Raw genomic sequence first — 13,447 nt, 5'->3', positions numbered from 1 at the left:
ATTTATTCAGAAACGTTCATTGATAGTTCTACAAACACACTTTGACCTTCTTCTTGTGCCTGTTTAATATCTTCTTCTGTTAAAACCGTGCCGGTACGGATTAATAAATCTCCGCTATTTCCATAAATATTTGTGGTGGCTTTTTTGCCGACAAGTAGTTCAATTTGCTTTTTACGTAAGTTCTCACGCTTTTCACTTGGATTTTCTTTTGGCTCTTCTTCACGCTGAACAGGTTCGTCTATAACAGGTTGAGACTGTGATACAGGTTCTTCTTGAACAATCTCATCATCGCTATACGTTCCGTCCCCATCGCTTTGCGTTAGCTGTTCGGCCTTTTGTAAAAATGCATCTTTTGCATGCTCATTTACGATAATTAAATCTTTTCCTAACGTAATCACGTGATCAATTGAAATAACCACTTCACGGTTTGGAAGCTTGACGAGCAGTCCCATCAAATCGCCCGTGTCTTCATTTAAGAAATACTCTAATACTTGTCCAAGCATTTCTCCCTTACGTGTCATAACACGTGCCTCAATTAGCGTAATCTTTTTATTTAACAGCTGATTGGCAATCGGAATTTCATTTAAATCAATGGTAGCGCCTTCATGTTCAACGGTTACAGCGTATTCCCCCACACCAATTACTTTTTTGAAGGGAATTGCCTTCACGCTAACCTGCCAGTCTTCTTGCTCAATCGTCAGAAAGTCAATTGAGTTTTTATCTGGGTTAATAATTAAGCTTTTAACCGTCCCAATCTGATTTCCCTCTGAAATACTAATGATTGGCAAATTTGTTACTTCAGTACTTTTCTTCATCTTTTACCACACCCACTTATTTCTTAGTTGTTTGCCTCAATAAATTCTAGTTCCGCTACTAGTACTGGATAAGTTTCATACCTCACGCGCAAGTCTGCAAATAGTTGTTCAAACGAAGTTGTTTGATTCGTATTTTTATAGTGTTCTAGTAACATTTTAGCCACAACATAATACTCATTATTTGGAAGACCGTCATAAAGCGTGCTCTGTAACTGCGCTTCATAAGATGTTTCGTCCAAAACATCTCGTGCAAGCTCTAGGTCTTGAATGAACATATAACTGATACGTTGCTTTAATTTTAAATTTTCCTTTATTTCCTCATTGTTGTAAATAGGAATTTCATTATTTTCTGTTGTTTTTTCATCTTCTACTGACGTTTCTTCCATTAAAATCTCTTCTTCTTCGTCAGAACCTGTTGAAATTGTCTCTATTTCTGTAGCTACCTTCGCTTCTGTTTCAGGAACTTCACTAAGCAAATCGACTAAATCAGCGATATTCGTTTCATCAAATACATCGTCTAATTGATCGATTTCTGAAGCTTCGTTCATTTGAGGCACCGTTCCTCCTACTAACTCCGCTTCTTCGCTGCGCTCATTGTGTAGGCCCTCTTCATCTAAATTAACGAGAAGATCTTCAAGGTTCAGGTCTTTCTCCTCTTTCACTACATCTTCCATTGCAACGAGTTCTACGGAATGAGTATCTTCAATTGCTTCTTCTAAAACTTCCTCTTTGTTATAGTAAGTGACAGGAAGAACGTCTGACTCCTGATCTGTTTGTAAGAACTGGTCGTCCAACAAATCCTCTAGGTCTTGTGATACAGGTAATTCATCAGTCAAAGGTTTCTCCCCTTCTTCCTCTGCTACTACGCGTTCTTCAAGAACATCTTCTAGGTCTTCAATTACTGGAAGCTCACTAACATTCTCTTCATCTAACGAAACAATGTCAGGGGCAGATTCTTCTTCTAATAAGTCTTCTAGGTCCATTACCGCCAAAGGCTCGTCATGATGCTCGTCCATTGCTTCTTGAACCTCTTCTTCCTCTATCACATTTTCTAAGTCGTCGATCACTGGTAGTTCGTCTGTAACTACTAGGTCAGGAGACTCTCCCTGCAGATCAGACTTTTCTATCAATAGATCTTCTAGAAGATTTTCTTGCTGCACATCTTCAAACTCGGGAATATCCTCTAATTCAATTAAAAGATGATCATTTACATCTTCTGTATCAAGAATGTGCTCTACTACTTTCGTATTCTCATCTTCTGCTTCTGTTATTACTGGTACGATCTCGTCCTCTATGTTTTCGTGAGCGAGATTATCTTCTACGCTCACCTCGTCTGTTACATGATCTAACCAGCTTTCTGACTCTATCTCCCCTTCTTCCTTTTTGACCAGGGAAATGTTTGTTTCCTGTGTGGGTTGTGTGTTTTGGTTATCTGTTGAAGTTTCATCAAACTGAGGGTCTACATCAATGTAGTCCAACTCCTGCAAATCATATTCCTCTTTATTTTTCGCAGGAGAAACGTTTTGATGTTCTGCTGCATATTGAAGATCAATGGTGTCATCTTCGATTAAATAATCGTCTGAATCCACGTGGGCTTGTTTCGATGGTTGCGAAGCAATGGCTGTTTCGGTTTTAAACAAATTGAAACCAGTTGCAGCTTCTAATTGTTCGTCTTCGTTTGCCACTAATAAAAGATCATTTTTCTTAGCAAGAAAATATGCCAAAAGACCTCCTAACAAAATAAAACAGAGCGTTGCTTGCCAAAGAGGCATCACCTGCTGAGCAACTGCGCTAACCCCCACGACTAATAATGAAAGGGCCACTACAATTAGTTTGCCGATAAGCGTTATATTTTTAGGAACAAAATAAAGTACCGGAATGATTAAAAGAGCGCCGATCAAAGATGCTAAAAAAATGAGCATTTTTCCACCACTTCCTATTTAAACAATAATTTACAAAAAATCACTAAATCAGTTCTGTCTTATTGTATAATAATCTTAGCAAATTTGAAAGAAGGGAACGGCATGAAACGTTATAAAAAATTGCTAGATCAGCAAGGAATGACAATTATCGAGCTTCTCGTTTCACTCGTCATTTTAACGATTTTATTCACTGGTGCTATGCAATTCTTCCCGCAATCATTTTCATACACGCGAGATAATCAGTCGAAGACCATTGGCATTAATGTTGCAAGAAATGCCTTACACTATATGCAAGGCCAAAGTTTTTTAAAAATTAAGAAGGAAATAAAGGATTCCAAAAAGGTATTATCGTTATACATTTGTGAACGGAAAGAAAATAATGAGACCGTTAAGTTCTATTCCTATCAAGATAGTAAACTACCTATTCCTACAGACTGCAAAAATATTGAAATAAATAGCCTGAGTTATGAAGTCACGATGGAGGAAAATAATGATGACAAGGGTACAGATACCTATAAATCTTCCATTATTCCTATTACGGTTACCGTAAAGTGGAAAGGAAAAGATTCAGATGTAAGTACCATTGTTAAAGGAGATATTGTCAGTGAAGATCTTCACGAAACGAATTAAGAATAATAGAGGAATGACGCTTGTTGAGCTTTTAGCAACCTTTGCTATTGCAAGTATTGTGCTGGCGATCGTATATGCCGTTTTTATCAATGGGCTTAAGACGTCTAATAAAGTAGAAGCAAAAAATGCACTGCGTGATGACGGAGACTATGTTATTTCTACGATCATGAATGAACTTCAAGGAATCTCTGCTGATAGCATAAATTATTGCACACCTAGTACAGGAAACCTTCAGTGCATTAAGTTAATTGATAACAAAAGTATCCAAGTGTCTCAAAACAGTGATACTCCAAGCGATTTTTATAATGTCGAGAAAAAGCAAAAAAATACGGCAAATGAAGCGGTTAATGAAGTGACCATCGAGTACGGTCTAAAGGATAAAACAAATCCAACAAGCCCACAGCCTCCAACTCCAGATAATAGAATGTATACCTTCTTTATTAATGGAAAACCCATCGATATTGATAACAACTTACAACACTCTACAATTAATTTTAGCTGTTCTTCGAAAGATGATAATAATCAATGTACAAATGCCGTTTTTGATCTTACGCTCTTTGTTTCTACTACATCAAGGGTAGCTAAATTTGACGCTTCTCTTGACAAGTACATTCAAGAGAAAAAAGATGGTAAGCAGCCACAAGTAACAGATAGCGGAGATCAAGGATGGGTTGAATTAGAAAGTCAATTTGGATTCTAAGGTGATAAGATGAAAAAAATTTTAACGAATCAACAAGGGTATAATTTAATGGTAGTAATTTTAGTTTCAACCATTTTTTTAGTTGTAGGCTTATCTATTGTGACAATGTCACTACAAGGTTCAATTCGTACTTCTATTCGTGAAACGGATGTAAAAGCAACAGCTGAAGCTAGACAGCTAATGGATGAAATTATTGCAGAGCTTCAACAAAATGTATCGATCGATCAATCAAGCCTTCCAATTACTTCATTGTATAAATTGGATTTGCAGAAAACAGCAGATAATTTTGTACCTGCCTCCTTTAATATTAATTTACAGAAGATCATTGACGATAAGATTTATGGAAAATTTGATCCAACTCACCTTTCTTATGTAGAGAAACTAAATATTTCGGAGCTAACCGAAAAGGCTCCTTACAGCATTCGTCGTGCAGAGGCATTTACGAGAGTATATAAAATTTCGCTTGTTGTTAAAAATAAGAAAGGGCAATCAGAGTCTCTCATTAAACGCAGATTAGAGAGAACGGTTATTCTATCACCAACGCCAAGCTTCTTACAATATGCAGTAGGTTCATTTGATTCTACCCAGCAATCTGGATTGAATCTAAATGGTTCTCCTACTATTAATGGAAACATCTTTGCAAATGAATTAGCTATTAGTGACCTGGCAAACTTTTATACGAATGAATCAACATCTAGAGCTCTTACAATCAGTGCACCTCTTCCAGAAATTAATGGAGATATTTATACAACCAATACGAGTTTGCTTTCATTAGAGAACTCTAAATATTTTTATAAAGGAAAAGTTCCTAAATTTAAAAACCAAAGTGCCTTCATTGACATGAACCTTGATCAAACAATTGCTGAACGAAAAACGGCATTTTTAAAATCCCACCAAATCTCGGATGAAGTTGGTGATGGTAGTAAACCAGAGGTTATTCAAACTTATATTGACAAGGTTCTAAACGGCTCCTTGTTAAAACCTCTTTCCAGCTTATTTAAAATTATTTCACTACCAGGTGGAAAACAAGAAACTTATCTACCAGATTTAGGATCACTTATTGCTACTACAACTGATAAAGTATTATCTATCGATGCCCCACAAGGCGTAACGTTATCAAATAATACAGCAAATTTACTTATTAACCGATTAAATATAAAAGGAAATTTAACTCTTAACACTAAAAACTTATTAACTATCTCAGATGGAATTTATGTTGATGGAAAAGTAACCATTAATAACTTTGACCAACTAAATATTAAAAATATTGTTGCAACAAAAGGAATTGAAATTGTTAATGGGACTGATCAGCTAACCATTGGTTGCCTATTGAATAAAGATGGGACTGGAAATACCTTCTGCAATAAACAAGGGACCATTATTTCTAAAGGAAGTATTGATATTACCAACTACAGTAGCAAAGGCCTTTCAATTGAAGGAAAGGTTTCCACAGAATCATTGACTGTTAATAATGAAGAAGGAAATCTCACCATTAATGCACCGATTCTATCAACTGGGAAGGTCTTCATTAAAGCTCTACAGCCTGTCAAAATGAATGCTGAAAGTTTAATAGGAGGAGATTTAGAATTAAACCCTGTAAAAACATCCATCTCTATTTTAAATAATCTTACTGTAGATGGTAATTTAAATATTTACGGAATTGCTGAAGACAATTCCTCCAAAGAAAACGATAATGCAATCTTTGACTCCGTCATGTATGTCGGAAAAACAAGTTCGATTACAAATGTAAATATTAAAGGGGATAACTCAACAAATGAACGAAAACGGCTTGTCCTATTATCCAAAGGGGACTTAGAGTTATTTCGAATTAACGAATTTAGTACATCAACAAATGTAACACCATTAGCCGGATATTTCTACACAGATCATAATGCAGAGTTATATGGAGTTGGGTCAATTTTCCATATTAACGGTGGCTTATTCGCACATGACAAATTAACCATTAATGGTATTCGTGGGGAAGCTTCAAGTCAAGACGAACTTATCCAGTTTTCAGGTGCTGGGTCAGCTCCTATGGATGCTCAAAAGGATAAAAACCCACGCTTTAAAGTAGATTATGATCCAATGGTACTTTTCCGTCGATTAGATGCACTTCCAAAAGTGAATTCACTCCAAGTGATACCAGATGTAACAACTATTAAGTAAAAAAACCGTCGTAGCATGCGCTACGACGGTTTTCATTTACCATTTACCATTCGGTTTTCCACCTGAGTTATTCGTTGCTTTTTGCGTTACCATAATGCTAGTAGAAGCACTGATCTCACTGCCGTCACTTCGTGTAGATTTTGCTGTTGCAGCAAGGTCTGTTGTCCCTCTCTTTTTACCGGTGATAATCCATTTCCCATCTTGTTGCTTCACTTCTAAAACCTGTGAATTACTCGCAATGACCTGTTTGAGCGTTTTGTTTCGAGCCGTAAGTGGTTCGTAAATGAGCATATCTTCTACCGTCAGAGACTCTCCTACTTCAATAGAGTAAATAGTCTGCTTAAATTTTATATTTTTTAATGTAGAAACTTCTACAATAGCCGTCCCTTCTATTCCGCCTCCATCCTTAGCCGTAGCGGTAATTGTTACTTCACCAGGTAATGCCCCTTGTACCTTACCTGTTACAGGGTCAATACTAGCGACTAAAGGATTCGAACTTGACCACACAACCTCTTTATTGTCTGCGTCAGCAGGCTCAACTTTTGCGGTTAAAGTGGTAGACTCTAGAATTTCTAAGGATACTTGACTAGGATCAACCGTAATTTTTGTTACTAGTATCTTCACTTTGACTGTTTGAGAAACCACTACACCGGCCTTTGCAAAACCACCTTGTGCTCTCATCTCAACGATCAACGTTCCTTTTTTATTAAAATTGATCTCTTCGTTCGGCTGAATTGTAGTCCAGCTACCTATTCCATCTTTATCTGTAATTCGATACTGATATGTGACCTTATCTCCTGGAATAAGATCGGTAAGTGCAAATTTCACGTCTTTTGTGGTTTCTCCGTTGTTTGGTACAACTTTGTTCGTTTCTTGCTCTTTAATAACAAATTGTGGAACAAGAGCGAGCGTTTTAGTCGTTCCATTGCTATACGTTACTTGAACAACATTTTTTGTGCCATCCGTAAAAATCATTGACTTAATTGGTAGAGTTAAATCCTTGCCATCATCTTGTAATTTCGTTCGACCAACTAATTGGCTTGTTTCTTTAATGAGTTTATCAATATTTCCAGAATAATCGCCTTCATAACGATCACTTCCGTCTTCTAACACCACTTTTGCTATTATTTGTTCTGATGGTGCAGTTAAAATTGCTTTTTGATCATCGAAATTGTTTAGCACTTGCGTACTAACCGCATCGTAGGTCAACGTTGGATTTTGTAAACGCTGACTTAATGCCCAATTCGCCTGCATCTTAACATCAATACTATACGAAGAAGGTAAAAAACCTCCCGCACTTGTGTAGAGCACCTCCGGGATGCTCATGACCAGATTATTTCCAACCACTTGGTATGAAACAGCAGCAGGAATTCCTAGAGGACCAGATGTTGCAACAAGGCTTTCAGGAGTAATGCCATCTGGTAACGGTTGTACGAGCTTAATATTTTTTAGCGTTCCTAAGTCGCCAGTTTCTAATTTGGACGTCGGTGTAAGGCTATAATTCACTGTAAACTGATTTGACGCACCGTTTTGATTACCATACTTAATTAATTTCCCCACACCACCAGGGTCCTTGAACGTAATTTTCGAATCAAAAGTAGGGGCTACCTTATCCTTTACTACGACCTTCAAATCAGCATGTGATTTTGTAATTTCTTTTCCATCCAAGTCTTTGTACACGAGCTGAATATCTTTAAACGTATAAGTTCCAGATGTACTAAAAGTCAATGGAAGCTTACTTGATAAAGCTGAAGGCGTTGAATTCAATAAGTATGGAATATTGGTAAAGTTAACAACTGCATACTTACCTTCTTTATACGCATCCGCACCAGTCTGTATGTTTACTGCTCCTGGAAAACTGTTCACTGTGTTATCATCAATATTTACTTTTACTTTAATATTTGAAATAGATTGCTGTCCAATATCCGTTGTAATTTTACGGAACAACTCATTAAGGTTATCTTTGCTTGCTTGATAAGCTACCGATCCTGTTTTATTGGAAAGACTACTTAAATAAGTCATATCAACTTCTGTATTTGTACCAAACCCTATTGAGTATAGTTTAATATTTTTATTACCTAAACTTTCTGCCTGCTCAATGCCATGATTTTTAACAGCTTGAGCAATTGTTGTATCAGTTACCGGGTAGTTATACTCATAAAGACCATATGAAAATACTGCTGAATGGTACCTAGGATCGTTATTGGAATTATAATACACATTTACCGGTCCTTTAATGGTTGTATTACAAAACCACAAACAGTTTTTTGCTCTAAAGCTTCCATCTACGTTTTGTATATGTTGAGAGTTCGTAGGTTGACCATCCGTTAAAAAGATGACGTACTTATCACGATTAGCACTTGCTGAAGTACTTAACAACTCATTTGCTTTTTGAAGTGATTGCGTATAGTTTGTTCCACCTTGCGCAGGTGCTGCATCTACACCAGCTTGAATGGATGCGAGGCTGTCTGTCAGCGGAATGACTGTTTGTATATCAGAATCAAAGGTAACTAATCCATAACGGTCTGTACCTACCTTGGAACCATTCTCTTTAAAGACCGTTAATGCTTCTTTAATTGCTAAACGCGCCTGCCCAATTTTATTTCCATCTGCCATCGAACCTGATTTATCAAATACGAACACTACATCAACCGGCTTACGGAATTTACTAGGATCGAGTGTCCCTTTAGGGTTGACGTCTATATTCAATTCACCCATTGCCCACGCGTTCTTTGGTTTCAAAAACTCTTTCTGCGAAGGTGCCACGCTAAAATCAAGAGAGGGTGGCTCTATAGTTGCCGCTTGAACAATTGCTTGATTTAGTGAGAGAAATAGCGTAGCTGCTAATGTGAAAAACAGTAAAAAAGTAACGAATATTTTCGTTTTTTTCATCAAAATTATCCACCCCTGGATTTTTAAGTAAATTTTTCTAATGCTATTATACTATAAAAGTCTAAAACTACTCGCACATTTAAAAAATATTTTTCGCCTAAAAAAAGAACGCTACAGATGTAGCGTTCTTTTTAACGTTTTACATACTTTCTTACTTCCCCAATAAAATACAACGACCCCGTAATAATCAAAATGTCGTCTTCGTCCTTTAGTCGTTCTTTACAGCTCGCAATTGCCTGCTTCCAATCCTCATTCATGTATTTGTTTGGAGATGCGGCATGATTGTAAAGAGTGCTTGCTTTTTCAGCTCGTGGAAAGTCGAAGCTCGTAAAGGTAATGGTATCTGCATCTTCTTCAAGGCTTCGAATCATACCTGTTGATTCCTTATCATTTAAGCATGTGAAGAGAATATGAATACGCTTCGTTTCATAGTGAAGACGTAGCGTATCCACTAAGCTTTTTACTCCTTCTTCGTTATGGGCACCATCAATAATAATCGTCGGGTTGGTACGTACCTTTTCAAAACGAGCCATCCACTGTGACTTTTGCAATCCTTGACGAATATGATCGTCGGTAATGGAAAAGTCCCCGTGATCCTTCATATATAATGCGCCCACTGCTGCAAGCGATGCATTTTTCACTTGATGATAGCCCATCATTGAAAGCTGTAGCTTCTCTAACTTGCCGAATGGTGTACGAAGGCTAAATTGTTCGCCGTTCTCTAGCGCTTGATAGTCGTCAAAAGTGAAGTCCTTTTCAAACCAGTAGCTCGGCGCTTGTTTCGCACGTACTTCTTGCTCAATAACTTTCTTTGCTTCATCTTGCTCTACGGTCGTAATCAGCGGCACTTCATGCTTAATAATTCCTGCTTTTTCACCCGCGATTTGTTCGACCGTGCTACCTAAAATCGCCATATGATCGAACCCAATATTCGTAATCATCGTCAGGATAGGTGAAACAACATTCGTTGAGTCATAGCGCCCACCAAGTCCCGTCTCAAAAATGACTAAATCTAACGGGCGGATTTTTCCAAAATATAAAAAGGCCATCACGGTAATTACTTCAAATTCAGTTGCGGGGCCTAAATCTTCTCCTTCAAGCTTTTCGACGACAGGCTTGACCTCATTTACGAGCTTCACCATCTCAGCATCGCTAATCGGCTCACCGTTAATACTAATACGCTCGTTAAAGCTTTCAATATAAGGAGATGTAAACGTCCCAACCTCATATCCTGCCGCTTCGACCATATTTCGAAGATACGTAACGGTTGATCCTTTTCCATTCGTCCCTGCAATATGAACAGCCGTAATCGCTCGTTCAGGATTTCCTAACTCCTTCAGCATCCACCTCATACGGATCAGCCCTGGCTTTACACCAAAGCGCAGGCGTCCATGGATCCAGCTTAACGCTTCTTCATATGTACGAATCATTTTTTTCACCTCATCACGATATGCGAAAGACGAACCAACATGTGGTTCGCCTTCCTTTTTATTATTACCCTTTAAGTTCATTAATACGAGCTTGAACAGCTTCACGTTTTTCAACGTAATCTGCTTCTTTTTTGCGCTCTTCTTCAATTACTTGTTCAGGTGCTTTGGCAATAAATCCTTGATTGCTTAATTTCTTCTGTACGCGCTCAACTTCTTTTGTAAGCTTATCAAGTTCTTTTTCAAGACGCTTAATTTCTTCATCTAAGTTGATTAATCCTTCAAGTGGAAGAATTAACTCCGCTCCTGTTACGATGGATGTCATCGCTTTTTCAGGAATCGTTACGCTTGTTGAAATTTCAAGCTCGCTTGGATTACAGAAACGTACGATATACGCCTCGTTTTTCGCTAGCTTCGCTTCAATGTCCGCATCTTTCGCTTTAATATAAAGCTTAATTTGCTTGCTCATTGGCGTATTTACTTCCGCACGGATGTTACGAACGGAGCGAATGATGTCTACAAGCAAACGCATTTCTTCTGCCGCTGTATCATCCGTGAACTCAGTGCGAACTTCTGGCCACTTCGCTGCAGCGATTGATTCGCCTTTATGCGGCAAGTTCTGCCAAATTTCCTCGGTAATAAACGGCATGAACGGATGTAAAAGTCGCATTGTGTTGTCTAATACGTAAGCAAGTACGGAGCGAGTTGTTTTCTTCGCTGCTTCGTCCTCACCGTATAATGGCAGCTTCGCCATTTCAATGTACCAGTCACAGAAGTCATCCCAGATGAAGTTATAAAGAACACGACCTACTTCACCGAACTCATATTTATCTGCAAGCTTCGTTACGTTTTCAATCGTTTCATTTAAACGAGTTAAAATCCATTTGTCTGCTACTGATTTTTCACCGCTTAAGTCGATTTCTTCAAACGTTAAGCCGTCCATGTTCATGAGCGCAAAACGTGAAGCATTCCAGATCTTGTTAGCAAAGTTCCATGTTGCTTCTACTTTTTCTGTGCTGTAGCGTAAATCTTGACCTGGTGAACTTCCCGTTGATAAGAAGAAACGAAGCGAGTCGGCACCGTATTGATCGATCACTTCCATTGGATCAACACCGTTACCTAATGATTTACTCATCTTACGACCTTCAGAATCACGAACAAGACCATGAATCAGTACATCTTTGAAAGGACGTTGTTCCGTAAACTCAATACCTTGGAAAATCATGCGTGATACCCAGAAGAAGATAATGTCGTAACCTGTTACAAGAGCCGCTGTTGGGTAGAAACGCTGATAGTCAAGAGAAGCCGTTTCAGGCCAGCCTAATGTAGAGAACGGCCATAGCGCTGAGCTGAACCATGTATCAAGTACGTCTGTATCTTGTTCCCAGTTTTCAACGTCTGCTGGCGGTTCGTGGTCTACGTGAACTTCACCTGTTTCTTTGTGGTACCAAGCCGGAATACGATGACCCCACCAAAGCTGACGAGAAATACACCAGTCGCGGATATTTTCCATCCAGCGTAGGTATGTTTTTTCAAAGCGATCCGGTACAAACGTTACTTTTTCGTCTTCTTTTTCTTGAAGCTTGATTGCTTCGTCTGCTAGTGGCTGCATTTTTACGAACCATTGTGTAGAAAGGTACGGTTCAACAACGGCCCCACTGCGCTCACTGTGACCAACAGAGTGCATGTGTTCTTCGATCTTGAACAATACGCCTGCTTCTTGCATATCTTTTACAAGTTGCTTACGGCACTCGAAGCGATCCATTCCTTCATACTTACCAGCTTTTTCGTTCATCGTTCCGTCTGAATTCATAACTAGAATACGCTCTAGATCGTGGCGATTTCCAACTTCAAAATCGTTCGGGTCATGTGCTGGCGTAATTTTAACCGCACCAGAACCAAATTCCATATCTACGTAGTCATCACCAACGATTGGGATTTCACGGTTTACGATCGGAAGCATCACCTTTTTACCGATTAAATGCTTATAGCGCTCATCTTCAGGGTGAACGGCTACTGCTGTATCTCCAAGCATTGTTTCTGGACGCGTTGTCGCAATTTCAATATGTCCGCTTCCATCTGTAAGTGGATAACGCATATGATAAAATGCACCTTGAACGTCTTGGTGAATAACTTCGATATCAGAAAGTGCTGTTTTTGTAGCAGGGTCCCAGTTGATGATATACTCACCGCGGTAAATAAGACCTTTTTTGTATAGTGAAACAAATACTTCGTTAACTGCTTTTGACAACCCTTCATCAAGCGTGAAGCGCTCGCGTGAATAGTCTAGTCCTAAACCAAGCTTTGCCCACTGCTGACGAATGTGCTCAGCGTACTCTTCTTTCCACTTCCACGTTTCTTCAACGAATTTTTCACGTCCAAGATCATAGCGTGATTTCCCTTCACTGCGAAGCTTTTGCTCTACCTTCGCTTGTGTCGCGATTCCCGCATGGTCCATACCAGGTAACCAAAGTACATCGTATCCTTGCATACGCTTCATACGCGTTAAAATATCTTGTAGCGTTGTATCCCATGCATGACCTAAATGCAGCTTACCTGTTACGTTCGGTGGTGGAATAACGATTGTATATGGTTCCTTTTCAGGGTCGTTTGTTGCTTCAAAAAATTTGCCATCTAACCAATATTGATAGCGGTTAGCTTCAATAGCTTTCGGATCGTATTTCGTTGAAAGATTGATCTCTTGTTCAGCCATTTTGTTCCCTCCTAAATTGTTTTGGAAAATAAAAAAACCCCTCTCATCAAAAGGACGAAAGGAGTGAGTTCGCGGTACCACCTTTTTTTATAGACACTAAAATGAACTACACGTGTCGTGTCTATACACTTGATTCGATAACGGTTCGACCGGCTTTCCCTACTAAATCGTTCAAGAAAGCT

Annotated in this window: 8 protein-coding genes and 1 other annotated feature (1 of these 9 cut by a window edge); of the genes, 3 read left to right on the top strand and 5 right to left on the bottom strand. The window is 38.7% G+C overall.

Annotation, left to right across the window (positions count from 1 at the left end):
• Positions 1–2 precede the first annotated feature (2 nt).
• Together AMD01_RS08550 and AMD01_RS08545 are read right to left on the bottom strand one after the other, a co-directional pair.
• On the bottom strand, positions 3–815 hold the full coding sequence (locus AMD01_RS08550; protein ID WP_053400968.1) for a PRC-barrel domain-containing protein: 813 nt from the start codon (positions 813–815) through the stop codon (positions 3–5).
• Positions 816–838: 23 nt separating this feature from the next.
• The gene (locus tag AMD01_RS08545) at positions 839–2,737 is read right to left on the bottom strand and encodes a hypothetical protein (RefSeq protein ID WP_053400967.1); all 1,899 of its coding nucleotides are present in this window, start codon (positions 2,735–2,737) and stop codon (positions 839–841) included.
• A gap of 102 nt (positions 2,738–2,839) precedes the next feature.
• Between AMD01_RS08545 and AMD01_RS08540 the strand changes: the two genes are divergently transcribed.
• The 3 genes from AMD01_RS08540 to AMD01_RS08530 are packed head-to-tail and all read left to right on the top strand — an operon-like array spanning position 2,840 to position 6,233.
• Positions 2,840–3,367, top strand: coding sequence for a type IV pilus modification PilV family protein (locus AMD01_RS08540; RefSeq protein ID WP_053400966.1), 528 nt, complete (start codon positions 2,840–2,842; stop codon positions 3,365–3,367).
• Positions 3,342–4,067, top strand: coding sequence for a PilW family protein (locus AMD01_RS08535; protein ID WP_053400965.1), 726 nt, complete (start codon positions 3,342–3,344; stop codon positions 4,065–4,067). Before AMD01_RS08540 ends, AMD01_RS08535 begins: the two co-directional genes overlap by 26 nt.
• 9 nt (positions 4,068–4,076) lie before the next feature.
• The gene (locus AMD01_RS08530) at positions 4,077–6,233 is read left to right on the top strand and encodes a PulJ/GspJ family protein (RefSeq protein ID WP_053400964.1); all 2,157 of its coding nucleotides are present in this window, start codon (positions 4,077–4,079) and stop codon (positions 6,231–6,233) included.
• 36 nt (positions 6,234–6,269) lie between these two features.
• Here the strand turns inward: AMD01_RS08530 and AMD01_RS08525 are convergent, their stop codons facing one another.
• The 3 genes from AMD01_RS08525 to AMD01_RS08515 form a co-directional block, all read right to left on the bottom strand.
• A complete protein-coding gene (locus AMD01_RS08525; RefSeq protein WP_053400963.1) occupies positions 6,270–9,125 on the bottom strand; it encodes an Ig-like domain-containing protein in 2,856 nt (951 codons plus the stop codon).
• Between the two features lie 131 nt (positions 9,126–9,256).
• On the bottom strand, positions 9,257–10,555 hold the full coding sequence (locus tag AMD01_RS08520) for a bifunctional folylpolyglutamate synthase/dihydrofolate synthase (protein ID WP_053401055.1): 1,299 nt from the start codon (positions 10,553–10,555) through the stop codon (positions 9,257–9,259).
• A gap of 64 nt (positions 10,556–10,619) precedes the next feature.
• Entirely contained in the window at positions 10,620–13,265 is a 2,646-nt protein-coding gene (locus tag AMD01_RS08515) for a valine--tRNA ligase (RefSeq protein ID WP_053400962.1), read from the bottom strand.
• A 47-nt stretch (positions 13,266–13,312) separates the two neighbouring features.
• Positions 13,313–13,447 (bottom strand) — a binding site (T-box leader); it runs 106 nt beyond the window's last position.

This window comes from Priestia koreensis, from assembly GCF_001274935.1.
Lineage (GTDB): Bacteria > Bacillota > Bacilli > Bacillales > Bacillaceae_H > Bacillus_AG > Bacillus_AG koreensis.
This window is presented reverse-complemented; position numbering and strand designations above follow the sequence as displayed.